At 42.7% G+C, this 25,823-nt stretch carries 27 protein-coding genes and 1 pseudogene; 9 read left to right on the forward strand and 19 right to left on the reverse strand.

Translation table 11 applies throughout. The annotated features are described in order from the left end of the window. Positions 1 to 15 precede the first annotated feature (15 nt). The 13 genes from ACWJAF_RS05850 to ACWJAF_RS05910 form a co-directional block, all read right to left on the reverse strand. A complete protein-coding gene (locus tag ACWJAF_RS05850) occupies positions 16 to 252 on the reverse strand; it encodes a DUF3343 domain-containing protein (RefSeq protein WP_296030748.1) in 237 nt (78 codons plus the stop codon). Positions 253 to 254: 2 nt separating this feature from the next. Further along, positions 255 to 458, reverse strand: coding sequence for a sulfurtransferase TusA family protein (locus ACWJAF_RS05855; RefSeq protein ID WP_448862796.1), 204 nt, complete (start codon positions 456 to 458; stop codon positions 255 to 257). A 124-nt stretch (positions 459 to 582) separates the two neighbouring features. Beyond that, complete coding sequence (gene yedE / locus ACWJAF_RS05860; protein ID WP_448862798.1) at positions 583 to 1,683, reverse strand: YedE family putative selenium transporter; 1,101 nt, start codon at positions 1,681 to 1,683, stop codon at positions 583 to 585. A 126-nt stretch (positions 1,684 to 1,809) separates the two neighbouring features. Beyond that, positions 1,810 to 2,949 carry an aminotransferase class V-fold PLP-dependent enzyme gene (locus ACWJAF_RS05865; RefSeq protein ID WP_448862799.1) on the reverse strand — a complete coding sequence of 380 codons (1,140 nt, stop codon included), beginning with the start codon at positions 2,947 to 2,949 and terminating at the stop codon, positions 1,810 to 1,812. 328 nt (positions 2,950 to 3,277) lie between these two features. Then, positions 3,278 to 4,189, reverse strand: coding sequence for a selenium metabolism-associated LysR family transcriptional regulator (locus ACWJAF_RS05870; RefSeq protein WP_296030742.1), 912 nt, complete (start codon positions 4,187 to 4,189; stop codon positions 3,278 to 3,280). Continuing rightward, positions 4,189 to 6,102, reverse strand: coding sequence for a selenocysteine-specific translation elongation factor (gene selB, locus ACWJAF_RS05875; RefSeq protein ID WP_448862801.1), 1,914 nt, complete (start codon positions 6,100 to 6,102; stop codon positions 4,189 to 4,191). The genes ACWJAF_RS05870 and selB overlap by 1 nt, the downstream gene beginning before the upstream one ends. A 12-nt stretch (positions 6,103 to 6,114) precedes the next feature. Next, a complete protein-coding gene (selA, locus tag ACWJAF_RS05880) occupies positions 6,115 to 7,527 on the reverse strand; it encodes an L-seryl-tRNA(Sec) selenium transferase (protein ID WP_448862803.1) in 1,413 nt (470 codons plus the stop codon). 57 nt (positions 7,528 to 7,584) lie between these two features. After that, complete coding sequence (selD, locus tag ACWJAF_RS05885) at positions 7,585 to 8,625, reverse strand: selenide, water dikinase SelD (RefSeq protein WP_296030737.1); 1,041 nt, start codon at positions 8,623 to 8,625, stop codon at positions 7,585 to 7,587. Between the two features lie 162 nt (positions 8,626 to 8,787). Continuing rightward, positions 8,788 to 9,393: a sulfurtransferase-like selenium metabolism protein YedF gene (yedF, locus tag ACWJAF_RS05890; protein WP_296030736.1), complete on the reverse strand. Its 606-nt coding sequence runs from the start codon at positions 9,391 to 9,393 to the stop codon at positions 8,788 to 8,790. Positions 9,394 to 9,543: 150 nt separating this feature from the next. After that, the gene (locus ACWJAF_RS05895) at positions 9,544 to 10,212 is read right to left on the reverse strand and encodes a PHP domain-containing protein (RefSeq protein WP_448862805.1); all 669 of its coding nucleotides are present in this window, start codon (positions 10,210 to 10,212) and stop codon (positions 9,544 to 9,546) included. Positions 10,213 to 10,457: 245 nt separating this feature from the next. Then, the gene (locus ACWJAF_RS05900; RefSeq protein ID WP_296030734.1) at positions 10,458 to 11,168 is read right to left on the reverse strand and encodes a GTP pyrophosphokinase; all 711 of its coding nucleotides are present in this window, start codon (positions 11,166 to 11,168) and stop codon (positions 10,458 to 10,460) included. 210 nt (positions 11,169 to 11,378) lie between these two features. Further along, complete coding sequence (locus ACWJAF_RS05905) at positions 11,379 to 11,912, reverse strand: cob(I)yrinic acid a,c-diamide adenosyltransferase (protein ID WP_296030731.1); 534 nt, start codon at positions 11,910 to 11,912, stop codon at positions 11,379 to 11,381. A gap of 283 nt (positions 11,913 to 12,195) precedes the next feature. Next, on the reverse strand, positions 12,196 to 13,260 hold the full coding sequence (locus tag ACWJAF_RS05910) for a PTS transporter subunit IIC (protein WP_296093047.1): 1,065 nt from the start codon (positions 13,258 to 13,260) through the stop codon (positions 12,196 to 12,198). A 385-nt stretch (positions 13,261 to 13,645) separates the two neighbouring features. On the opposite strand from ACWJAF_RS05910, the gene ACWJAF_RS05915 reads away from it, so the two are divergent. Then, positions 13,646 to 13,909 (forward strand): hypothetical protein, encoded by a 264-nt coding sequence (locus tag ACWJAF_RS05915; RefSeq protein WP_006427348.1) that lies wholly within the window; start codon positions 13,646 to 13,648, stop codon positions 13,907 to 13,909. Positions 13,910 to 14,010: 101 nt separating this feature from the next. Here the strand turns inward: ACWJAF_RS05915 and ACWJAF_RS05920 are convergent, their stop codons facing one another. From ACWJAF_RS05920 to ACWJAF_RS05930, 3 genes are read right to left on the reverse strand one after another with little or no spacing between them, the layout of a single operon-like run. Beyond that, positions 14,011 to 15,435: an ABC transporter permease gene (locus ACWJAF_RS05920; protein WP_448862807.1), complete on the reverse strand. Its 1,425-nt coding sequence runs from the start codon at positions 15,433 to 15,435 to the stop codon at positions 14,011 to 14,013. Further along, positions 15,398 to 16,990 carry a COG1361 S-layer family protein gene (locus ACWJAF_RS05925; protein ID WP_448862809.1) on the reverse strand — a complete coding sequence of 531 codons (1,593 nt, stop codon included), beginning with the start codon at positions 16,988 to 16,990 and terminating at the stop codon, positions 15,398 to 15,400. Before ACWJAF_RS05925 ends, ACWJAF_RS05920 begins: the two co-directional genes overlap by 38 nt. An 18-nt stretch (positions 16,991 to 17,008) precedes the next feature. Beyond that, the gene (locus tag ACWJAF_RS05930; RefSeq protein WP_448862811.1) at positions 17,009 to 17,713 is read right to left on the reverse strand and encodes an ABC transporter ATP-binding protein; all 705 of its coding nucleotides are present in this window, start codon (positions 17,711 to 17,713) and stop codon (positions 17,009 to 17,011) included. Positions 17,714 to 18,142: 429 nt separating this feature from the next. Between ACWJAF_RS05930 and ACWJAF_RS05935 the strand changes: the two genes are divergently transcribed. The 4 genes from ACWJAF_RS05935 to ACWJAF_RS05950 all read left to right on the forward strand — a co-directional run bounded on the left by ACWJAF_RS05935 (position 18,143) and on the right by ACWJAF_RS05950 (position 20,415). Then, positions 18,143 to 18,502: a CidA/LrgA family protein gene (locus tag ACWJAF_RS05935; protein WP_448862813.1), complete on the forward strand. Its 360-nt coding sequence runs from the start codon at positions 18,143 to 18,145 to the stop codon at positions 18,500 to 18,502. Next, entirely contained in the window at positions 18,495 to 19,187 is a 693-nt protein-coding gene (locus ACWJAF_RS05940; RefSeq protein WP_296030717.1) for an LrgB family protein, read from the forward strand. Before ACWJAF_RS05935 ends, ACWJAF_RS05940 begins: the two co-directional genes overlap by 8 nt. Positions 19,188 to 19,334: 147 nt before the next feature. Continuing rightward, positions 19,335 to 19,928: a cytidylate kinase-like family protein gene (locus ACWJAF_RS05945; RefSeq protein WP_448862815.1), complete on the forward strand. Its 594-nt coding sequence runs from the start codon at positions 19,335 to 19,337 to the stop codon at positions 19,926 to 19,928. 181 nt (positions 19,929 to 20,109) lie between these two features. Continuing rightward, entirely contained in the window at positions 20,110 to 20,415 is a 306-nt protein-coding gene (locus tag ACWJAF_RS05950; RefSeq protein ID WP_448862817.1) for a GNAT family acetyltransferase, read from the forward strand. Here ACWJAF_RS05950 and ACWJAF_RS05955 read toward each other — a convergent pair. Further along, the gene (locus ACWJAF_RS05955) at positions 20,412 to 21,320 is read right to left on the reverse strand and encodes a MerR family transcriptional regulator (RefSeq protein ID WP_448862819.1); all 909 of its coding nucleotides are present in this window, start codon (positions 21,318 to 21,320) and stop codon (positions 20,412 to 20,414) included. The two genes, ACWJAF_RS05950 and ACWJAF_RS05955, sit on opposite strands and share 4 nt — an antisense overlap. A 242-nt stretch (positions 21,321 to 21,562) precedes the next feature. On the opposite strand from ACWJAF_RS05955, the gene ACWJAF_RS05960 reads away from it, so the two are divergent. From ACWJAF_RS05960 to ACWJAF_RS05975, 4 genes and pseudogenes are all read left to right on the forward strand, one after another. Next, on the forward strand, positions 21,563 to 22,810 hold the full coding sequence (locus ACWJAF_RS05960) for an iron-containing alcohol dehydrogenase (RefSeq protein ID WP_448862821.1): 1,248 nt from the start codon (positions 21,563 to 21,565) through the stop codon (positions 22,808 to 22,810). After that, positions 22,767 to 24,146, forward strand: a complete 1,380-nt coding sequence (locus ACWJAF_RS05965; protein WP_448862823.1) for an aldehyde dehydrogenase — start codon at positions 22,767 to 22,769, stop codon at positions 24,144 to 24,146. The genes ACWJAF_RS05960 and ACWJAF_RS05965 overlap by 44 nt, the downstream gene beginning before the upstream one ends. A 45-nt stretch (positions 24,147 to 24,191) precedes the next feature. Then, positions 24,192 to 24,851, forward strand: a complete 660-nt coding sequence (locus tag ACWJAF_RS05970) for a response regulator (protein ID WP_448862825.1) — start codon at positions 24,192 to 24,194, stop codon at positions 24,849 to 24,851. 15 nt (positions 24,852 to 24,866) lie between these two features. Continuing rightward, positions 24,867 to 25,040 (forward strand): annotated as a pseudogene (locus ACWJAF_RS05975) (sporulation initiation factor Spo0A C-terminal domain-containing protein); the annotation flags it as partial. Positions 25,041 to 25,117: 77 nt separating this feature from the next. Here ACWJAF_RS05975 and ACWJAF_RS05980 read toward each other — a convergent pair. Together ACWJAF_RS05980 and ACWJAF_RS05985 are read right to left on the reverse strand one after the other, a co-directional pair. Continuing rightward, positions 25,118 to 25,405, reverse strand: a complete 288-nt coding sequence (locus tag ACWJAF_RS05980) for a HEPN domain-containing protein (protein ID WP_448862827.1) — start codon at positions 25,403 to 25,405, stop codon at positions 25,118 to 25,120. Further along, the gene (locus ACWJAF_RS05985) at positions 25,384 to 25,815 is read right to left on the reverse strand and encodes a hypothetical protein (RefSeq protein ID WP_448862829.1); all 432 of its coding nucleotides are present in this window, start codon (positions 25,813 to 25,815) and stop codon (positions 25,384 to 25,386) included. Before ACWJAF_RS05985 ends, ACWJAF_RS05980 begins: the two co-directional genes overlap by 22 nt. Between the last annotated feature and the right edge of the window lie 8 nt (positions 25,816 to 25,823).

Below are 25,823 nucleotides of genomic sequence, written 5' to 3' on the forward strand. Positions count from 1 at the left end.
GGATATTTCATCAAATTATACCAGACATTCGTGAACTTCTTCCTGTTCGATTCCAACTTCTTTCATCACATCAAGAATCTGCTCCCTGTCTGTAAGTTCTGCGCACCATGAAAGTCCGCATCCTGCCGAAATTGCTCTCGGCACGGGAATCAGTCTTCCCGGCACACCTCTTTCCTTGCAGACCTTTTCCATCGCCATCGCATCAGATGTTGTATGGAATGTCACTACAAGTTTCATTACTTTTTTTCTCATATTTACTCAATCACCACTTCGTAGTAACCGTCTTTTTCTACAGCTGTTGATTTTTTGCCTTTGTCCTTTGCAAATTTTTCAACATTCATCTTCTGGTGTGGTTCTGTAACAAGAATCTTTACAGGACCTGTTGCACCCTTCAAAGCTTCCGCTGCCAGCATCAACGGTTCTGGGCAAGAAAGTCCTCTTGCATCTACTTCTTTCATGTTAATTCCTTCTTTCCTAGAATACTATGTATTTACACATATTTCAATCTTATTTTGCAGCCTTTATATCCACTTTAGAAAGTTTCGCTATTGTTCACACGTTGCATAAACAGTAACATGTTTTCTACTTTGCTTCTTCTCTCTTATTCGTAAATGCAATGATAAAGCAGATTACAATACAAATAATGCAGGCAATCTTTCCATTTGCCGGTACTGCACCTGCAACTAATACTTCCTGTGTTTCAGGCTTCAGTGCTGTTCCGCTTGCTGCAAGTCCAAAGTTATGACATATAGCAGCTCCGATAAACATACCAACTACCGTCATTGCAGAATCAGAAGATCCCTGTCCTGCCAGGATCAGCTGACGAAGCGGGCATCCTCCTGCAAGTACTGCCGCAAAGCCAACAGTATACATGCCAAGGATATTCCACAGATGCTCTGAATGAGCGATAATTCCAGGTGTGTTAAATCCAAGGACAAAGCGGCCTGTAGCCACATTGAACACCAGCATAACTACGAACAATCCGGCAATCACACTGATCAAATCGAAGTTCTTCATCAGGATAATATCTCTGATACTTCCAGCAAAGCACATTCTTGACTTCTGCGCAAATGCTCCAAACACCAGACCACCAATTAACGAAGCAATAATTGGCGCATGCAGACTTCCAGGTCCTGCCTGACTTGATTTCAAAAGAGTAGTACATGTTGCAAGGATCAGAATGCCGACAACGATTGCCGGAAGGACTGCTCCGCTTGCCTTGTTCGTAATATGTGCTCTTCCAAGGCTGAATCCATTCTTTAATGCGAATACTCCCGTTCCAACTCCAAGGATGAATCCGACAAATGCTACCCATGCGTTCAAGTCACCTGCCGACATACGGATTACCATACGAAGCGGGCATCCCAGGAATACAAGTGCCCCGATCATAATAATCACACCCAGTATAAATCTGATCATCGGCGATGATCCTGCTGTTGAACGATATTCTTTTGTTGCTATAGAAATGATAAATGCTCCCAGCACAAGGCCAATAATCTCTGGTCTTGCATACTGTACCACTTCTGCCTGATGCATTCCCATTGCACCCGCTGTATCTCTGATAAAGCAAGCAATACAAAATGCCATGTTGGCTGGATTTCCAAGTGCTGCAAGGCATGCCGCTACAATACCACATACAACACCGGCCAGCGCCAGTTTTTTCTTTGAATCTGATAAATTCATAAGTTTTATTCCTCCTGTCCTCTCATTCTTCAGAAGATATTCCACTTTATTACCGTTATTGACATACCCTTTCGATCCGCCTTTATTCATGTACACGGCAGATCTTCAAGCGGTTTTTCTGCAGTTTTATGGTTCTTCTGCCAGTTCGTGGATTGCTCTTATTGCTGTATCCACTTCTTCCTCCGTGTTGTAATGCGAGAAGCTGAATCTCACTGCCCCCTGCTCTACCGTGCCGAGTGCTTCATGCATAAGCGGTGCACAATGCCCTCCCGACCTGGTAGAAATATCATATTCCATAAGAAGCTCATCACTCACTTCTGAAGAATCATAATCACCGATGTTCAGCGTCACGATCGCACAGCGTTCTTTCTGACTGTAATCCCCATAGACCTTAACGCCCGGGACATCTTTTACCCCGTTGTAGAATCTCCACATCAGTTCATTTTCTTTTTTGCGGATGTTGTCAATTCCTTCTTTTTCCAGATATCCAAGTGCTGCATGCAGCCCTGCAATCCCATGCCCGTTCAGAGTTCCCGCCTCCAGAGCCGTCGGCATCTGCACCGGATGTTCTTTGCTATATGTCTGGATTCCGCTTCCACCGGTCTTAAGCGGCTTAAGTTTTACCCCTTCTTTTACATAGATTCCACCGGTTCCCTGTGGCCCAAGAAGCCCCTTATGACCGGTAAAACATAAAATATCTATCTGCATCTTCTGCACATCAATCGGAAATACTCCAGCCGTCTGGGATGCATCCACCGCGAATAATACGCCATGACGGTGCGCTATATCACCGATTACAGATACATCTATATAATTTCCTGTAAGATTCGATCCATTCGTACAGATGATCATCTTCGTATTCCCTTTGACTGCCTGTTCCATCTGTGCAAGATCCGGCATTCCTTTTTCGTCACATCCCACGATTGAAAGCTCTACGCCTCTTTTTTCCATCTCATACAATGGTCTGAGAACCGAATTATGTTCCAAAACCGTCGTAATTACATGATCTCCCGGTTCCAGAATGCCTTTTATTGCAATATTCAGACTTTCTGTCGAATTCGCAGTAAAAGCAATCTGTCTTGCATCTTCTGCATGAAATAATTTTGCAAGTCTGTCCCTCGTATCATAGATGATTCTTGACGCACTAAGCGCAGCCTCGCTTGCACCTCTTCCGGCATTCCCCATCGATCCCATCGCACTTACCACCGCATCAATCACTTCCTGTGGCTTGTGCATCGTCGTTGCCGCATTATCCATATATATCATATCTGTGCCCTCCTGTTATCTGACCACATATGATTCCAATATAAACATCGTTTCACACCATCTCCGTTTTTCTTCAGATATCATGATATCTTTCCCTTTCTCCCGACGGCATTACACGAACATTTTCCGTATCCTGAAAGTTTACATATTCCCCCGTATGTTTCCTTCCGTCATATGTTTCCAGTATATTCCTTTTTCTTCTTTTCGTCTAATTGAAACATTACATAAACCCACGGCATTCATAGTTGTTTTCTATAGATATCGTGGGTTTTTCTTATGATTATCTTTTTCAAAATTCCGGTACACCAGAAAGCGTATTTCAGGTTATCTATTCCTCAATCCCATATACTTCTTTTACTACCTTCACGAAGCGCTCAGCACTCTTTGACATCTGATAATTCTTATTGTATACAAGATTGATATCCCGTCCCTGATCTGCTTTTGGAATCGGAAATGCCAGAAGACCGCCTGATTTCACCTCGTCTTCTGCCGCAAGTCTGGATATAATAGAAATACCCATTCCCTGTTTTACAGATTTTTTAATCGTCTCCTGATTCTCAATACTTGCTATGATCTTTAATTTATCAAGATTGATCCCGCCATTCTTAAGCTGCTTTCCTGCCTCTTTTCTCGTGCCTGATCCTTCTTCTCTCATAATCAGGTGCTCCGTACAGATCCAGCTGATATCATCTTCCATCAGTTCTTTTAGTTTCTGATACTTTTCGTTATTCGGAGTGATCACAACAAGCTCATCCTTATAAAACGGAATGTATTTGCAATGCTTCTTCTCCAGAACTGTTCCGGTAAATCCTACATCTGCCATATGGTCAATAATCTGCATAACCACCTTGCTGCTGTCTGTCTCTAGAAGTTTTACCTGTTCTTTTGGATATTTTTCATTGAATCTTAACAGAATCTTCGGAAGTAAGTACTGCGCAGGAATCGTTGATGCAGCAATCGTGATCAAGTGCTTGCTCTCTTCTTTTCCTGTCGTAAATCTTTCTTCAATCTTTTTCTGAAGATCAATGATCTGTCTTGCATAACGGTACAGATCTTTTCCATCGTCCGATAATTTTACTTCTTTTGTATTTCTTACAAAAAGCCTTGCATTCAGTTCTTTTTCCAGTGACGAAATATGTGCACTGATGGTCGGCTGTGTCAGGAACAGCTGTTTTGCTGCCTTAGAAAAACTGCCTCCCTCTGCTACCTGAACGAAAGCTTCTAATTGTTTCAAATTCATTAGTATGCCACCCTTTCGCTCTCTGCTCCTGTTTTTTTGGTTACCTTAATACTATCCATATATTCAAGAATAGGTTTTGCACTTTTTCTGCTGGTCTCAAACATATCTCTTACCTGTGCGATCGTAATCAGCGGATCATCCTTCAGATGTTCTCTGATCTTCTCTTTTGCGGTCTCCATGTAAGAGGTCAGCGTATACATTTCATCATTTATTTTTACAATCTGCTTTTCTTCCAATAAAATATTCAGAATATCATCCATGATATCCTGCGATACATCTTTACAGGTAATCTCCGAATATCTTGCAAAATCAAATTTTGCTTTTCCGAATGTATCCAGCATGATCTTCGACACTTTATCATAGATCTTATCTTTGCGCACTTCATATTCGGTCGTACACAGGAATTCGTCTATTCTCTTAATGCTTCCTTTTTCTTCCAGAAGTGTAAGAATCTTATCATATACATTCGGTTTTATCTTTTTAAAATATGTGGTCTGCACCTCTGCTTTTTTCATACCGTAACGGTACGGGTACTTCTCTTCATATTCTTTTAATGCCTTAAGCAGTGTATGTTCTGCTTCTCTTGCAGAATCACTGTGCCATACATAAGTGTCCTTGCGCATCGGGAATACATAGATGCTTCCCTGCTCTTCCAGTTCTTTCACATCCTGCTCCACTTCTTCCGGCGAAAGAGCCGTAAGCTTTGCAAGCTCAGAGACCGTAATCAGTGTGTCAGCATGGCTCTTGACATGCATCTCGATCACGTCTGCGGAAGAACCTTCTTCTTTTCTCTTCAGTTCTTCGATTACCTCCGGCTGGAAGCGCCTTTTTATTTTCGGATTTGGTTCCAGTACTACTCCGCCTCCAATCGTCTCCATCGGAGAATAAAAACGGACTACGAATTTATCGCCACGTCTTACCGCAACTTCTTCTTCCATCCGAAGCTGCACATATCCGCTCTCGCCTGGTCCGATCTCTTCTTTGTCCAGAAGAACTGCACGGCATAATACTTCACTGGTTCCGGTGAAGAAATGAAGTCTCGTATGATTGGTCAGTATTCTCACAGACGAATCAAGTACATTCAGTTTCACATCCAGTAAATCTGTATTTTTCATACTGTCCGGCGGTGCCAGTACGCAGCCTCGTTTAATCTCTTTCTTCTTGACATTCGAAAGATTAATCGCCACACGCTGTCCGGCATAGCACTCTTTTCTGTCTTCTCCATGGACCTGTATACTCCGGATCTTGCATTCTTTTCCAACCGGATACATCTGAAGCATATCTTCTTTGGAAATGGTTCCCGATACCAGCGTTCCGGTAATGATGGTTCCAAATCCAGACAGGGTAAATACTCTGTCTATCGGAAGTCGTGGAATCGTATGGATATCTTTTTGTACCACTTCATCCCTGGTCTGATGTTCGATCTCTTTTATCAGCTCTTCAAGACCAGCGCCTGTCGCTGCAGACACTTTTACAAGAGGTGCCTTCTCAAGAAATGTGCCTGAAAGTTCTTCTCTTATATCTTCTTCCATCATTTCAAGCCATTCTTCATCTACGAGATCGCATTTATTCAACACGATGATACTCTTCTCAATTCCAAGAAGGTTCAGGATATCCATGTGTTCCCTGGTCTGCGGCATGATTCCTTCATCTGCTGCAATTACAAGGAGTACCAGATCCATACCGACTACACCGGCCACCATGTTGTTGATAAATTTTTCATGGCCCGGTACATCGATGATGCCCGCCCGGTCTCCACCTGGCAGATCAAAATATGTGAATCCCAGATCAATCGTGATTCCTCTTCGCTGTTCTTCTTCCCAGCGGTCTGTATTTCTGCCGGTCAGTGCTTTGATCAGGGTTGTCTTACCATGATCAATGTGTCCGGCTGTTCCGATAATAATATTCTTCATAGCCCTTCGCACCTACCGTTCTTCTTTTTTTCCTAATAATTCCGATAATTCCAAAGCAATCATCTTATAGTCCTTACGCTCTATGGTTCTGATATCCAGACAGATGCTGTCATTGATCGTTCTTGGAATGACTGGCACTTCCAGATGTCTCATCTTTTCTTCCATCTCCGGCACACTCATACTTTCCGGCTGAATGGATACCGCACGGCTTTCCATTCTTTCTAACGGAAGTGATCCTCCACCAATCTGTGATTCGCAAGGTACTACCTGAACGCCTGCATTCATTCCTGTATTACGCAGGATTCTTGCAAAACTTCTGGCCTCTTTTTCAATCTCTTCTAACGGTCTTGCGATCATACGCAGAACCGGAATGTTCTGAACAGCGGTCTCTTCAGAAAGGTATTCCATTAATACCATCTCAAGTGCTGCCGCTGTAAACTTATCAATACGCAGCGCTCTTGTCAGCTGGTTCTTTTTCATCATGTCGATATATTTTTTCTTACCGATGATGATGCCCGCCTGCGGTCCTCCAAGAAGTTTGTCCCCACTGAAGCATACCACGTCTGCCCCATGTGCGATTGATTCCTGTACGGTCGGTTCATGTGTCAGGCCATATTTTGCAAGATCAATCAGAACACCGCTTCCCAGATCTTCGACCACCGGAATATCATGCTTTTTCGCAATCGGAACCAGTTCTTCAATCCCTACACTCTCTGTAAACCCAACAATCCGGTAATTACTTGTGTGTACTTTTAAAAGGGCTTTGGTATCTTCTGTGATTGCGTCTTCATAATCTTCATAATGTGTCTTATTCGTCGTTCCGACTTCTACAAGGCTCGCACCGCTTTGCTCCATAACGTCTGGAATTCTGAACTTCCCACCAATCTCGATCAGCTCGCCACGGGATACGATACATTCCCCGCCTTTTGCAAGTGAACTTAAAATCAGAAGCACAGACGATGCATTATTATTAACTGCCATGGCAGCTTCCGCACCAGTAAGCTTGCATAATAATTTTTCGAAATGAGAATAACGCTCTCCTCTTCTTCCCGCCTCCAGATTATACTCCAGATTGGAATATCCACTGACAATCTCAGCCGCCTTCATCATATGCTCGTAGCTGATCGGCGCACGTCCAAGATTCGTATGCAGAATAGTTCCTGTTCCATTAATCACCTTTTTCATGTTTGGTGTATGCATTGCAGAAACATTTCTGGCAATATTCTCATTTAACAAAGCAATCTGCTGCTTTGCACTCTCTTCATCTTCGCATCTGCCAATGAAAGCACGCAGCTTTTCCATCTCTATATGAATGGCTTCCATCACGCTTTCACGGCTATATCTCCCGATCAATACTTTGATTCCTTCATCAGTCAGAAGTACATCCACCTTTGGTATACTCCTGTATAACAAATTCTTATTCATCTTATTCTCCATCCTGTCATTCTTCATTACTGTTCATACAGTAAATATTCTTTTTTCTTAGAATAACCGGATCAGTTTATCACTCTTTGGCGCAACTGTTCCGATTACCGAAACGGTTGTATCAAGTCCTGCCGCCTTAAAGTCTCTCATCATGCTGTCATACTCTTTTGGAGATACGCTGATAAGAAGTCCTCCGGAAGTCTGTGGATCGTACAGTAGATCCAGATAGGTCTCATTGACTGACCCTACTTCCACTCTGTTAATCGAATATCGCTTGTTCTTATATGCGCCTGCCGGAACCAGTCCCATCTTCGCATAGTCAAATGCATCCTGAAGATATGCAATGTCCGTTACACTGAGTTCAAATGTCACGTCACTGGCTTCTGCCATCTCAACGCAGTGTCCAAGCAGTCCGAATCCTGTGATATCCGTACATGCAGATACGTCATACTTTTCAACAACCTGCTTACCTATCTTATTCAAGGACGCCATAACCGTCTGTGCCTCGCGAATTGCAGATGGTGATGCCATCTCTGCCTTGATCGCCGTATTCACGATACCACTTCCGATCTGTTTTGTAAGAATCAATATATCACCAGGTCTGCATCCGTAGTTTTTAAATATCTTATCCGGATGAACGAATCCCGATACGCAGAGGCCGTATTTTGGCTCATCATCCTGCACCGAATGACCTCCAACTAATACTGCACCTGCTTCTTTTACTTTGTCTGCTCCTCCGGCAAGGATATCTCCAAGGATTGCCGGATCCAGACAGTTCGGGAAACCTACGATATTGAGTGCCACCGCAGGTTCTCCTCCCATTGCCCATACATCACTCAGCGAATTGGCTGCAGCGATCTGGCCAAACATATATGGATCATCTACAATCGGAGTGAAGAAATCAACCGTCTGAATCATCGCAATATCATCTGTCACTTTGTAGATGGCAGCATCATCGGAAGTCTCGATTCCTACTATTAAATTGTCATCCTCAAATTTTGGCAGCTTACTCAGAACCTGAGCAAGGGTCTCTGGACCAATCTTAGCCGCTCACCCTGCTGTTTTGCTTAAACTTGTTAACTTTACATCTGATTTCATTCTTTCTCCTACTCCTCCTGTTTTCTCATACCATTTTCAAAAATCAATCCAATGCGCTTTCTCTCTGACCGAATTTCCAGACATTTTCACAAACGGTATAAGAAAGCCGGAACCCCATTGTATATTTCAGGAATCCGGCTTTGTATCCAGTTATGTGTAAATTTATGATGGTCTGATAATTCTTCCTGCTTTTGCCATTGTCTCAACAATGCTGTACATATTTGTAACTGTACCAACTGCCAGTTTTTCTTTCAGACCATAGTAATCCAGACAGGTTCCACATGTCATGATCTCAACTCCCTGGGCTTCCAGAGATTTCAGATCTTCCAGGGAATCAGAACCTTCTGTTGTCAAAGTTGCCCCGCCATTATAGAAGAGCATAGTCTTTGGCAATGTATCAAGCTGTGTTACTGCAAAGATAAATCCTTTAATCAGTACTTTACCCAATTCATCATTTCCAGATCCCATACGGTCAGAAGAAATTACAACGACTGTATTGTCTCTTGCATCCGGTGCACAAGTTACTTCTGCTTCTTCTGCTGCCGGTGCGCCTTCCATTTCAATTGTAACTTTATACTCGGCATCCCCCAATTTTTCAGAAGTTACTTTTCCTCCTGAGCTAGATGCCATCTTTGTTACATTCTGCACTGCAATCTCATTATCAACCAGAACTTCAATCGTCTCTGGTCCAGTCAGTGCTGCCATTGCCTTTTTGGTTTTAATAACCGGGATCGGACAATTATCACCCATAGCGTTAACTGTAATCATGATGATTCCACCTTTCTATCACCTTTTTCACAGTCAGCACATATAGAAATATTCTATCACCGATTATGGAAAAGGTAAATATATATTTTAGATAATTATATAAAAGTATGTGAAAATACTACTCACACAGCAATGTATCGTTGCCTGCAGTTACACAACTCCAAACCCTATTGCCGGAGTTCCTTTCACGTACTCTTGTACCTCAAGTATATGGTATTTTCCGTCAGCATAATACGCCGGCTTCATCCCACCTTTTTTCAGAGCCTGCATGAACTCTTCCATTGTCTCTATGTCATCCGGAAACCACGTCGCACAGACACCGACTTTTTCCGGTACGTGACAGTCACTAGAGCCCATTGTACAAAGTCCAAGTTCCATCGCATATCTTGCCGCCTTCTGGCACGCTTCCATAGATGTACTTCCATTCAGCACTTCCAGGCCATCAAGACCCTTTACCGTCCGGAGATTCTCTTCCAGCCCGCGCTTGTTATTGCGGAATGGATGTGCCGCAAAACAGAATCCCCCCTGGGCTTTCACCAGATCTATAAAATCCTGGGCCGGTATTCTTTCCTTTGGATATTCTTCTATTCCAAATGCTATGATATCCCCCTGCAGGGAATAAAATTCGATTCCGACAAAAATCGGGAATCCCGTCTTCTTTGAATACGCTGCTGCGTATTCTTTCAGCCCCATATCGTCATGGTCTGTAATACAGATTGCACCAAGTCCTTTTTCCTTTGCACTCTCTACCATCTCTTCTAATTTCAGAAAACTGTCTTTCGAACAAGTCATTTCATGCATGTGCGTATCGACAAACATATTCCGGCTCCTTCTATATACCATATTTTATTACTTTTCTCTATTTATTATATAAATATTTATCTATGGTTTCAAATCGAGATTCTTTATATTTGTCATCATATATAGGTTTTATCTATATTTTTTCCAATACCTCCTATACACACGAATATGTCTGACCTCTGATAAATTTCTTCAAAATATACGACAACTTATTGCACAAAATATTGAGAAGCTGCTTTTAACAGCTTCTCATATTTTCAAAATCAGTCAAGTCCTTGCAGGATTCTCTGATCCTGCCGGTTATTTTCTTTTGTCTTTGTACTTATATTTAACTCTTCCTGCTTCTCCAGGCATTCCTGGATCGCTTCATTTAACGACAGCATCTTCTCATCCAGAGTCGATACCATCTCTGCACATTCTCTGAGATCCCGGCTGATATACTCAGGTGCATCTCCTTCAAACTTATAATAAATCTTATGCTCCAGACTCGCCCAGAAATCCATGGCAATTGTCCGGATCTGTATCTCAACTTTTGTATCCACTACACTGTCCGAAAGAAAGATTGGTACGGACACAAGCATATGATAGCTCTTGTATCCGCTTTCTTTTGGATTCTTAATATAATCTTTGATTGATAATACTTTCAGATCGCTCTGATTACCGATCATCTCTGCCAAACGGTAAATATCTGATGTAAATGAACAGATCAGTCTGACACCTGCGATATCATTGATATACTTCACCATATTCTCAATCGATATCTCATAACCGTATCTGCGAAGCTTCTTTACGATACTTTCCGGTGTCTTAATTCTTGTCTTGATGTGTTCGATCGGGTTGTATTTATGTACATGTTGGAATTCATCATTCAGTATCTCCAGCTTTGTCCCCACTTCTTTTAATGCTGAATTATACAGGAACATGATTGTCTTCCAACTGTCTACATCTTCATAGTTCTTTATTGCATTCTCCATATATTGTTATCTCTCCTCTCTTACCGAAGAGTTAAACCAGCACTATGATTATTATACCATACCCGGCTTTTCTATGTCATATTTTTCACATAGATTTAAGAAATATATAACATTTATTTGTATAAATTTTTCTATTTTTTTCACATCCTGATGTTTAGACCAAAAAGTATTTTGCCCCTATGATACACGGAATGATTTTCCAGACACGTTCTAGAATTCAATCCCTGCACGTGCCGGTACTTTTTTATCATACGGGTGCTTAATCTTCATCATCATCGTCGCATAATCTGCCAGATCCAGCATATCCTGTGATACTTCATGTCCGGTCATGACCACTTCCAGATCTCCCGGCTTATGCAGCAGGAATTCTCTTACCTTTTCTTCACTCAGCACATTCAGATGCACGGCGCAGAGTGCTTCATCTAGTACCAGCATGTCAAAATTCGTACAGAACTTCATGATCTCATCCAGTGCTTTATTATTATAATGTCTGAGTTCTGCTTTCTCATCCCCATTCATACGGCTGACAAACTTTACCTTATCTCTTCCCGGCAGACAAACGATTCCCGGCACTGCTTCAAGTACTTTTCTTTCGTTCGATGTATTATCTTTTAAGAACTGGAAAAAGAGTACCTTCAGTCCATATCCGGCGGCTCTGATGGCCTGTCCGACTGCGGCAGTCGTCTTCCCTTTTCCGTCTCCGTAATACATATGAATTCGTCCTGTGCCCTTCCTCGTCCTCATCTTCGTTCCTCCTGTATGTCTGGCCCCGGATTTTCTACCCGCTTACAGACTTTTATATCTGATGTGCTTCCTCATTCCTTCTATAATCCCGGCTCTTCCTACATCTACAGGATATTATAAGCTTTTCTAATAGAAATGTAAACCAACGTTGCTGTTCACAGGCAGGAATTGTTACTGTTCACACGCCCTGCAAACAGTAACCAGGGATTTTCTAAACCGGAAATTTCATATAATACAACAATAAACCAGCAGAACCCGTATTTTGAATTCTGCTGGTTTACTATTAAAATTCCAACTTCATATCTCCGGCTTTGATCCACTCTCTGCTTCTCATAAATTCTGAGATACCAAGCGTTACGATTGCCGGAAGCACAATCTGGATCAGGAGAATCTTGATCAGAACTACTGTTGCAGATTCCGTCTGGATCATCGTCTGCCATGTCATGATCTGTCCGACTAATCCTGCTGTTCCCATACCTGATCCGGTCGCATTATTCGTCATATGGAATACCATCGTTCCAACCGGTCCGAGGATTGCACTGGAAAGAATTGCCGGAAGCCAGATGACCGGCTTCTTCACGATATTTGGAACCTGGAGCATAGACGTTCCGATTCCCTGTGCCAGAAGTCCTCCTACCTTATTCTCACGGTAGCTTGCAACTGCAAATCCTACCATATTGCAACAACATCCAACCGTTGCCGCACCTGCTGCCAGTCCTGACAGATTCAGGATAACGCCAAGTGCCGCAGAACTGATCGGCAGTGTCAGGATCATCCCCATAAGTACCGATACGATAATTCCCATAAGGAATGGCTGCTGTTCGGTTCCCCAGTTGATCAGCGAACCAAGCCAGCTCATGAACCCTGAGATCGGTGGTCCGATCAGGAATCCTACGATACATCCACTTCCGATCGTCACAACCGGTGTCACAAGAATATCTACCTTTGTCTTACCGGATACCATATGGCCAAAGACGATTCCCACATAAGCTGCAATAAATGCGCCCAGCGGTTCTCCCGGCCCTGCAAATACCATTGCCCCGTCTACGAATACTTTTCCCGCCAAAATACTGCTTGCAAATGCACCCGCCATTCCGGCTGTCGCTGCTGATACCACGACTAACGGTGACTCCTTGAATTTATACGCCACTGCCACACCAATTCCAGCTCCTGTCAGTGAAGCTGCAAGCTTTCCGGCGATAAAGATCATATTACCGATATCCCCGCCAATAAAAGTTCCAATCTGCTGAATGATCGTACCGATGATCAGCGTCGCAAATAACCCATGCGCCATTGCACTTAAACCTTCGATAAATATCCGGTCTAATACTTTTTTTACTTTTTCCATCTTTTCCTCTCTCCTGTATTCCTGTATGTTATATCTGTCTCATCCTGCATCCTTCATCCAGGAACCCGCCCATACATTTCATACTTATACTTTGTCTTTTTTATGAAAATGTCTTTCTTTCTCTCTACAGATATTACATACTTTTTTACATGTGTCTTGTCACTTGTCACGAGTTTACCATACACATACGAGAATAGCAAGAATTGTTTTTTTCCTGACAATACTTACCAAACCGGAAATTCTATATACTGCAATTGTGGATATGGATTTTTCCTGTATACTTTGTCCATCTTATGCTAGAATAGGTTTTAGATGTTTCATATGTAATATTATATTTTTGACACTCACATCATTCTATACATTCTAACAAACAGGAGGATTACTTATGTTCCGTTTATGGGGAAAAGAATTTAAAGACAATCATATGCTGCGTGATACCGTTATCTGCGACGAGACGGATGACACCAGAACACATAAAATATTCAACGCACTGGATTCGATCTGTTATGAATTCGACCTGAGCAAGCCAATCTGGCTGGATCATAATATTGATGAATTCAAACGACACGATAAGACCAGATTTTATCAGGATAATTTTGTAGACTCGATTGATTTTGATTATCTTGAGATTCATATTATAGAAGAGTAATATTTTGCATACTTTTGTATCCAAAATGCGTCATATATGTCTGGCATGATTGATTGCAAATCACTTTTCCAGATTGTATATGACGCATTTTCTACTTTCCTTTATTCATTTCTAATTGCCGCAAGCGGGCTTAATCTCATCGCACGTTTTGCCGGGAAATATCCTGCTAAAACACCGACTAACATCGCAAATCCAAGTGACATCAGTACCAGCCACCATGGAATGTAAGAGATACTTCCACCCTCACCAAGACTGATGCTTCCACTGCTTTTTGCTATAAAATTAATCGCTGTCGACATCAAAAAGCTTAAAATATTACCGGCGATTCCGCCCAGCAGTCCAATGAAGGCTGCCTCTAGCAGGAACATCTGCTGTATATTTCTAAGGCTGCAGCCAAGGACCTTCATAACACCGATCTCTTTGGTTCTTTCATAGATTGACATCATCATCGTATTGGCAATTCCAATTGCTGCTACCAGAAGTGACACCGCACCGATTCCGCCAAGTACTGCCTGTACGACTGCAAACTGGCTTTGCATGCTTTTCAGATACTCTGCATTTGTCTCTACTTCATAGCCCATATTCCGTATCGTATCTGCAATTCCATTGACATGATCCATATCATCTGCTTTCACCTGTAAAGACGTATAATAGAAACCTTTGACCGGTTTTCCTGCTTTCGTCTTCGGCTGTCCCGGAATTACTTTTCCTGCATATTCCTTTTTCAGGAGCATTTTTAGCGTATCCAGATCACAGAAGACTGTATCATAATTCTCATTATAGTCCTCCAGGCCGCCTTTGATCACTCCACTGGCTCTTACTACATACTTCTGTATTGGTTTGGCCTGCTTCGTATCCGATGCATCCTTACTGCCACTGCTATTATCCCCGGTTCCTCCAAACACAGCATTTCCCTGGTCACTGTTATAATGCTCTGTATCTGTAATCAGGAACATAGAATCCTTTGTAAGATCAATATCTGGTACCTTCCCCGTATCATAATATCCTCTTCCGGATCCCTTCTCATTAAAATCTGTAAGCACACCATTGCCAAATATCAGACTTAACTGTCCGGATCCGCTCTTCGGAAGTGTCCCGGATCCAAGCTCCAGATTCTGAGCCATCAGGCCTTCCTGGTTCATCGCTTTTAACTGGATATTTGCAATATAGCTACCTTTTAACAGGATTGCTGATATCTCATATGTTGGCGATACCATTTTCACATGATCCATCTTCTGTATCTCTGATATCAGTTTATCATCTATCCTTTTTACCTTTGAATCCTGCGTATTCTTACTGGTATCATCATAGATTCCATCGCTTTCCGACGTCCGGACTTTAATGCTTGTCAGTCCTCCGGACCGCTCTACCTCTTTGTACATTGACTGCTGCATACCAAGCCCCAGCGAAATCATAACTACAATAGATGCTGTACCGATCAGTACTCCAAGGACCGTCAGAAATGTACGAAGTTTTCTTCTACGCAGACTATTTATGCTCATCCTCAGAAGATCGTTCCAGTTCATCCAGTAATTCCTCCTCTTCATTTTCCGCCAGTTTTTTCTTTTTCCGTTTTTTCAGGACAACTACCATTGCCACGATTGCTGCGATTATAATTACAATCACACCAGGCACTACCGGAAAGCTCTTTTGTGTCTCTTCTGGCATATCCGGCATCATCGTACTGTCATCCACTTTTTCCGTTACTTCAAGTTTCAGATCTTTGGTTGTCGTTACTACATTTCCTGACTCGTCTTCATAGCTGAGTGTCATCGTTACTTTCGAAGGTCCGTTTGATATCTTCCTTCCTTCCAGCATGGCATCAATAGACCCTGTTCCACCGGATTCTACATTTCCGATAAATACTTCTGTTCTTTTAATATTCTTTCCTTCAAATGTTGCCTTCACATTATAAAGCTTGATCTTTCCAAGATTATAGAGATTACAAGTTACATTGGTCTCTTCTCCTACCGCAATACTGTCCGGGCTGATCTCAAAATCACTGAATTCAAATCTCGCATCCTGCTTAACCGGAATCGAGATACTCGAAGAACCTTCTACTGCTGTTGCATTGACATCCTCATATTTCATAGAAAGATCCATGCTATATGGCTTCTGTAAAAGATCTGCCTTGGCATTCAGATCAATACTGATATCTGCCGTTCCATTTGCTGCGATACTCTCCAGATAAATGGAATTGGAACCCGATACCGGGAGGAAAGCCGGTGCACTCGTCTGCTCATCATTGCCTTCCGTCGGAGCTGACAGATCGAACAACAGATTATTCACCTTGCTTTTTGCTGTATTTTTCAGGTGGATGATCAATTTAAAATTACTGCCCGCATGGACTTCTCCCGGATCTGTGGAGAATCCGGTTACGATTACACGTGGAACGGAATTGTTACCAGACTGCGTACTTCCGGCAGATCCTCCTCCACTGTAAACTGCATCTCCGTTACTGTATCCGCCTGCATCTGCACTCTGTGCTGCAGCGCTGTATGCTCCAGCTGATCCTGCATCATTGCCATCACCAGCTCCTGCATTACCGTTATTACTCTCTCCTTTTTCCATGCTATCTTTTCCGGTATTGTCTGTATTAGCTGTATTTTGGTCATTTTTTTCTTCTGGTTTCGCAGTCGTATTGACATAAAACTGTCTTTCGGCTTCTTCCTGTCCATCTGCCGCCACCTTGAACTTCAATGTGTAGCGGGTAGTTGGTACATCTTCTCTTTGCACGAAGTCAAATGATACTTCTTTTTCCTGTCCGTTTTCAATGCTTCCGATATTCTTCTGATAGCTCTGCATCTCTGTCTTGAACGGCCAGACATCGTTATTGTCTCCAAGATCTGGTGTCACGGTTACATTGTTCACGGTCTTTCCGGAATTATTCGATACGACAAATGTCCATGTCTTTCCTTTTCCTGCTTCATATGTAGGTACTTTATTGTCCTTTGATACGATCGTGATTCCATTTACCGCAGCCTCAATCTGCTTTGGGCAAAGCATGACTGCCAGCGTGATCACTGTCAGCATAATCGTCATAAGCTTTTTGCATCTGCCGTGCGTTGTTATTTTTCCCATTTTGTTCTTCCTCCTCTTTTACATCTCTGACTTCTTCCTGTTATCCTCTATCTTCAGTATCTTCCCGTCTCTGATATGAAACACCCGGTCTGCATAAGTTGCAAGATGATCGTCATGTGTTACCATAACCAGTGTCTTTTTCTGCTCTCTTACCACTCTTTGCATCAGTTCCATGACTTCCTCTGATGTACGGGAATCCAGATTTCCGGTCGGTTCATCGGCAAATATAATATCCGGATCCACCACCAGTGCCCTGGCAACGCCCACTCTTTGCTGCTGCCCTCCTGACATCTGGTTTGGCATATGTTTCTTATGCTTTCCAAGCTTCACCAGATCCAGCATCTTATCTGCTTTTTTCATTCTGATATCTCTTGGCACACCCCGGAAGCTGAGCGGCAGTGCTACATTTTCCACTGCATTTAATGTCCCCATCAGATGAAACGACTGGAAGATGAATCCTACGTGATCCCGCCTGAATGTAACGAGCTGTTCTTCACTTAGCTTCTCGATATGCTGTCCGGCGATACTGATCTCGCCTTTGGTCGGTTTTTCAAGTCCTGCCAGCATATTTAAAAGGGTGGATTTTCCAGAACCGGATGTCCCGACAATCGCACAGAACTCTCCTTCATATATAGAAAAATCCACTCCGTTTAATGCACGTACGAATTCATCACCGACACGGTATAATTTGTATAAGTCTTTTACCACAATGACTTCTTTCATGTTCCCCTCCTCTTTTTGATCATCAGCCATCCGTGCTACTAATAGCGTTCTGATTCCTTTCATAATTAAAAATGTTCCTAATATGAATCTAGCATACTATAAAACTCTAAAGACTTCTTCTTATAAATAATGAAGAATTTCTTAATATTGTCTCATATTTCCAGAATATATCTGAAAGTGCTCCAAAGCGTGTCTGAAAAACACTCTTAACCAGCTTCCATTCGCCCAGTTCCTACTTATATAAAATAAACAGGAATTTTCGTATCTTTTTTTGTACAATTTTTAGCAATATTCTCCGTGCATATTTTTTCAGAAGTGGTATAATTGGTAGGACATATTTACCAAAGTAAAGTGTACGTCCACAAAATCAGGTACAAAGACAAGTACCGGAAGACGCTGAACGTACATAGAAATTATTGGGAGGAAATTATGAAATTCGTAAAACAATTTATGATTATCCTGGCGATCTCATTCGCCGGTGAAATGCTGCATGCATTACTGCCACTCCCGGTTCCGGCCAGCATTTACGGTCTCATCCTTATGTTGATCGGTCTGCAGACTGGAATACTTCCATTAAAAGCAGTCAATGAAGCTGGTGGGTTTCTCATCGAGATCATGCCTATGCTGTTCATTCCTGCCGGAGTCGGCCTTATGGTCTCCTGGGGTGCACTAAAACCGGTTCTTGTTCCGGTAAGTATTATCATTGTCGTTACAACCATTCTCGTAATGGGCGTCAGTGGACGCATCACACAATTCATACTAAAGAAAGAGGACAAGAAACATGAGTAAATTATTACAGGATTCCACATTTTTCTGCTTGGCGATCAGCCTGATCGGATATGAGCTTGGCATCCTTCTAAGACAGAAGACGAAGCTTGCACTGTGCAATCCACTGCTGATCTCTATTATATTTGTTATTATTATTTTAAAAGTCACCAATATTCAATATGAAGTATATGAAGACGGCTCACAGGTCTTAAGCTACCTGCTGACACCATCCACCGTCTGCCTTGCAATTCCGCTGTATCAGCAGATGGATCTGCTTAAGAAAAATATGAAAGCAATCCTCGCCGGTATTATCTCCGGAGTATTCACAAGTCTTGCCGGTGTGTGGGTATTCAGCATGTTGTTCCATCTGGATAAGAAGATCTACGCAACACTGCTTCCAAAATCCATCACAACAGCCATCGGAATGGGTATCTCCGAAGAACTTGGCGGTATCGTGACGATCACAGTTGCAGCCATCGTTATTACCGGTATCATCGGAAATATGTTCGCTGATGTGATCTGTAAGCTCTGCGGCGTCAAACATCCAATTGCCAAAGGTCTCGCCATCGGTACAGCTTCCCATGCCATGGGAACTGCAAAAGCCATGGAAATGGGTGAGATCGAAGGTGCAATGAGTAGTTTGTCCATCGCTGTATCCGGCCTTATTACAGTTGTCGGTGCTACAATCTTCTATCAGTTATATTAAAATATTCCGGCGCCGCTATAACCAATCCGGCGCCATAACAATATAAAGTTTTCAGACTTTGTTCGGTATCATACGGAATTTTCAGTTCAGAAAATTCCTACCAGTGAACCGTAACCAGACTATATCAATAATGGGAGGCATAAGATTATGGAAAAAACAATTATCTGTATCGGACGTGAATACGGAAGCGGCGGTCATGCCATCGGTCAGATCCTCGCAAAACGTACCGGATATGAATTCTACGATAAAGACCGCTTTGTTGCAATTGCAAAAGAACGTGGACTCGAAGGCGAGATACAGGAATATCTTGACGAAGAGCCGATGAACAGTCTCCTCTATTCCATCGCCCTTAATTACTCAAGACCTAAGAAAAAACAGCCATTTCCATTCGAACTGGTGGAAGAGATTGCAGCCGAAAAACCATGTATCATTATGGGACGCTGCGCCGGTTATCTGACACGTGGCCAGGAAAATGCATTCAGCGTCTTCGTCCACGCTGACATGGAGACCCGTATCGCAAGTGTCATGGCAAGGGATCACATCAACAGCCGCTTAAAAGCAAGACACAAGATCGAAGAAATTGATGAAAAACGCAGCTCCTTCCGTCGGGAATTCACAGGAGAAGAATGGGGACAGTCAAAATATTATAATCTCTCCATTGATACCACTCATCTTTCTTATGAACAGGCCGCGGATCTGATTCTGTATTATAAGAAATTAACGGAAGAAGCGCATGAATAAGCATCTTTCTTCAGTTACATTGAGATTATGGTATTTGGATTATGAGTCATATTTTGTCCTACAGAACCGAAAATCATGATATGATAGATTCTATAATAATACTATGATACACGGATTGCTTCGCATTTCATGCTCTGAATATCACAAACATGAAATCTTAATTATCAGGAGGACAAAACATATGATCAAAATTATCGGACTTTCTATAAAAGTATTAAAAAAAGAACCTTTCTCCGGTTCTCATCACGGAATGCGGTTCTTCATGCGCGCTGAAGATGATGTCATACATACCTGGGTCTACCCGGAGCCATGGTGCTTTGAGAAGACTTCCGAAGAGAAAAAGACATTAAAAGACTTTCCATTTACAGAAGACGGTCTGAGCGAATCTCTCGAATGGATCACCCAGGAATTCGAAGACCGCAAAGACTACTGGATGCAGATGGAGAAGGATAAGATGAAATTAATCTTGCAGGGACACGAGGATTAGCCTCGTGTCCTTTTTTCTTTTCCTGATACCGCCGCAAACAAATATTTCAGATATTTTTTCTCTTCATGCGGATCAATTACATTTACAATACTCAGGCTATATACATCTGAGATCAGTTCTCTTTGCTCTCTTTTTAATACTGATTTTATCGCCTCATATACCGCTTTTATATCCCCGTCACTTTCCCTGCAGACTGCGACCAGATAATCCCCGGACTTCATATTACATATATGCATCTGTTGTCTGTCCAACCATTGATCCTGCTCTTCCATATCTACCATGCCATCACCAGTCATTTTCATATGTTCTGATTCCGTAATACTGAATACATTTTTATAAGTATAATCTCCATCCATAAATGCATCCTTATTCATTGCCGCTCCCATCGGAAATGCCTGGATCCCGGAACATTTACACAGTTTTAAATGTTCTCTGATATCCGTCTCAATCTCATCAAAAGACAATGCCGGTGCCGATTCTACTGTCGTGCACACCAGCGATAATGGTTCCTCTATTTTACGGATGACCGGAGTTCCTACATCTGCGATACGGATCTGATCCAGTATCTTTCTTGTACCTGCAATCGTTCCGATCTTCTGATCCAGTTCTTTTCTCATATATAGAAGCTTCTCATACTGCTGCTCTACAAATTCATCGAATCTTATCTCTTCCCCACCGAGCAGATATTCCCTGATATCTCCAACCGAACAATCCAGACCTCGGAATGTCCTTATAAAATAGTAGGAACTGATCTGTGTATAGCTGTAATAATGATACCCATTCACCGGATTCTTCTTCGGCACCAGGATCCCCTGACGTTCATAATACCGGAGTGTATCCCTGGTCGTCTGACAGATCTTCGCAAATTCACCGGCTGTGATACAATATTCGTCTTTTTCCCGCATAAGTCTTATCTCCTTTTCATTACTTTCTGGCTGTTACTCTATTATCTGCAAAATGCTTCATATTTCTAGAGTGTGTCGTATTTTATTGGTATTTTTCGTCTGTTCTTACTTTCAGTCATCTTGACATGGGTGTTACACCCAGTTTTATTCTAACACAGGATTTGCGGGGATTCACCGCCAATTATCACGGTTTTTCCTGCATTCTTATCATATATCTAAACATTACATTATGGAGGTCACTTATGAATCTATTCAAGAAAATATACTGCCGCATTTTTCAAACCTGTTTTCGCATCGCACTCCCGGTTCTGCCATACCGCGAACCGGAACTGATCGATGGATTCAAAAATGTCCCGGCCGTATTAAAGCAACACCACATCTCACACATTATGCTGGTTACCGATCCGGGCGTATACAAGCTTGGACTTACCAAACCTTTGCAAAAAGAACTTTTAAAATCTGAAATATCCTGTACAATATATAAAGATACAGTTGCCAATCCAACTTCCGCTAATGTGGAAGAAGCAAAAGATCTTTATCTCGAAAACGGATGCCAGGCCCTTCTCGCATTTGGCGGCGGTTCTTCTATGGACTGTGCCAAGGCAGTCGGCGCAAGACTCGCCAGACCCAAGAAATCCCTGGCTAAGATGGAAGGTATCCTAAAGATCTGGCACAAGCTTCCACTGCTGATCGCAGTGCCAACAACCGCCGGAACCGGAAGCGAGACAACACTCGCAGCTGTCATCACCGATGCTGACACGCATCACAAATACGCAATCAATGATTTTAATCTGATTCCAGACTATGCAGTGCTGGAGCCATCCGTCACCTACGGACTTCCGCCACAGCTGACTGCAACCACAGGTATGGATGCACTGACGCACGCCATCGAAGCCTATATCGGCCGCTCGACTACAAAGCAGACCCGCGCCGCATCCATCGAAGCGATCCAGCTTATATTTGACAATCTACAGAATGCTTATAAAAATGGAAATGATAAAACTGCAAGAAAAAATATGCTAAGAGCATCTTATCTGGCCGGAACCGCATTTACCAAAAGCTATGTAGGATACATCCACGCAGTCGCTCACAGTCTCGGTGGATGCTATGGTATCCCGCACGGACTTGCGAATTCCGTACTGCTTCCAATCGTATTAGAAGCTTACGGAACTGCTGCTCATAAAAAACTGGCACAGCTTGCAAGAATCACCGGCATCTCGGATTCTTCATCCGATGCAGCTGCTGCCGAAAGCTTCATCCAGCATATCTGCAGCATGAACAGATCCATGAATATCCCGGAGACCCTTTCCGGAATCCGTGATGAAGATATTCCAAAGCTTGCACGTTATGCAGATCAGGAAGCCAACCCGCTCTATCCGGTGCCGGCTCTCTGGGGACCTGACAAACTGGAACAGATGTATCATCTTGTACAGGAGGTAATCGAACATGACAGAACAGGAAATTCAGAACATCCTGGAAAAGCAGCATAGATTTTTCCAGACAGGACAGACCATGCCTGCTGATTTTCGAATCGAACAACTTCATAAATTAAAAGACTCTATCATCCGTCACGAACCAGACCTTAATCTGGCGTTAAAAGCAGACCTTGGAAAAAGCGAGACCGAAAGCTACATGTGTGAGGTCGGTCTTACACTCTCCGAGCTTAGCTGGATGTTAAAGCATATCCGAAAGCTCACCAAAGAGCAGCGTGTTCCAACACCGCTTGCCCAGTTCGCCGCCAGGAGCTTCCGCTCGCCTTCCCCTTACGGAACGGTATTGATCATGAGTCCGTGGAATTATCCGGTCTTACTGACACTGGAGCCTCTGATTGATGCACTGGCAGCAGGCAACACCGCCATCGTAAAGCCAAGCGCTTATGCCCCTGCCACCGGACGTGTCATGCAGGAAATCATTGAAGAATGCTTTTCCGATGAATATGTCGCAATCGTAACCGGCGGACGCGAGGAAAACAAAGCCTTGTTAAATCAGCGCTTTGACAAGATCTTCTTCACCGGCGGTAAAACCGTAGGACGTGAAGTATTAAGACACGCTGCCGAATATCTGACACCAGTCACACTGGAGCTTGGCGGGAAAAGTCCTTGCATCGTAGATACCACAGCCAAGATCCCTCTTGCCGCAAGACGTATCGTCTTTGGCAAATATCTAAACTGTGGACAAACCTGCGTCGCACCGGATTATGTACTCTGTGACAAATCCGTCCGCGATCAGCTGATCGACGCCATCCAGTCAGAGATCCGGCGCCAGTTCGGAAAGCACCCGCTTGATAATCCTAATTACGGAAAGATCATCAACCGGAAACATTTCCAGCGTATACACGGACTCATCGATACCGATAAAGTTATCATCGGCGGACAGTCTGATGCCAAGGTACTTCGCATCTCTCCAACCGTTATGAAAGATGTCACATGGGATGATGCCGTTATGGGAGAGGAAATCTTCGGACCTGTCCTTCCAATCCTGACCTATGATTCACTGGACGAAGCAATCCAGATGGTGGAAGAACACCCACATCCACTGGCTCTTTACTTCTTCAGCGAAGACAAAGCCGCTCAGAAAAAAGTATTGGACCACTGCCACTTCGGAGGCGGCTGCATCAACGATACCATCATCCACCTGGCAACCAGCGCCATGCCATTCGGCGGCGTAGGCGAAAGCGGAATGGGCGGCTATCACGGCAAAGCCGGATTCGATGAATTCATCCATTACCGCAGCATCGTGGATAAAAAGACCTGGATGGATCTGCCGGTACGGTATCAGAAGTATAACCGGCTTAAGAGTAAAATGTTGCGGATGTTTTTAAAATAAATAGATTCTTTAACAACCAAATGAGCTTAATATTACAGGAAGGTGATGACAATCAAAACCGAACTTACCCTTCTACTCGTAGAAGACGATAAGCAGGCTTCAAAGGAAATGATTGCCTGTGCAGACACTTTTGACGATATTACATTTACCGGTGCTACCGATAATTCAACGGAAGCCGTGGCACTTGTCCATGAGCGGCTGCCACATGCTGTAATTCTGGATCTTGAACTGCATAATGGTGCCGGAAGCGGTCTGGCATTCTTATATGCATTAAAGGATCACTGTCCGTCCAAAAGACCTTACATCATCGTTACCACCAACAATTCAAGCCAGATTACCTACGACGCTGCCAGACACGCCGGTGCTGACTACATCTTTTATAAACATCAGGCGGATTACTCGGCGGACACAGTACTTTCATTTTTACAAATGCTGAAAAAGGTAATCCTTGATAACTATATGGCTTCCGGCACAGCGTCCACCCAGATGATTCCGTCAGATTCCACGAAAACCACCGGGACTACTGGATCTACAAAATCTACCAAAGCTTCTCTGGAAGCTGACCGGCATATGATCCGCCGGATCCACCTGGAATTAGACCAGATCGGAATCAATCCGAAAGTAAAAGGATACCAGTATCTGACAGATGCCATATACCTCGTGATGCACACACCGCCCCGGAATATATGTACAAAGCTTGCCTAGACACACGGCAAGACAGAATCCAGCATCCAGCGCGCTATGCAAAACGCAATCGCCAAAACCTGGCGCACTGCACCAATCGATGATCTTCTGAAATTCTATACTGCAAAGATTAATTCTGAAAAAGGGGTGCCTACTATTACGGAGTTTGTGTATTATTATGCGAATAAGTTGAAAAATGAATATTATTAAACGAACAGTGGTGTCCATATAATGAACACTACTGCCCGTTTTCTATTTCCAATATTTTTATTTTATCCAAAGTGAAACTACTTATTCATCACTTCTTCATTTATCGAATTCACAATTCTTTGAATATCATCCATAAAATCTTGTACAATCTCTTTTGTAATATTCTTTACCTGTGCGTCTGCGTGCGCCCGATCCGACTGATGTGCAATAATATTTCTTCTACTGAATAATTCATTCAATCGTCTTCTTAATTTATCTCTTGTCTTTTCTCTTTCTCCCCTGTTGTAAAATGCTCTATCAGCAACATTTTTCAAGTCAATTCCTAATAGATTCAACTGATCTTTTACAGACTCATATGAAACCATCGTAATTGCTTTATAATAATCATTGATATACTCAAGGAACCAATCAATGTCTCTCCAGATTTTAATGCTATCTCTATTGTTTTCATCCCCACTTGAAGATTCGAATATTTTTCTGTTCTCTCCCAGTTTTCATCATATATTTCACATAATCCATATTTTGTTAATTCATGCATATAAAAATCAAATGCACTGGTTAAAAATATAATCTGTGCACGCCATATATTTTCTCCTTCTTTAATCTTTCCATATGCAATCAATTCATCGGCCACCTCAAATTGTGTATAGATAGCCTGTATAGACTCTGTAAAATGCTGCATAATTTGATCCAATTCAAATCTTACAACTTCCGTATGAAATTTTTCTCTCGTATCCTCATTTCTTATCATCAGATCAAGATTTCTTTCTTCCACCCAACACC

This window comes from Dorea sp. (assembly GCF_977044405.1).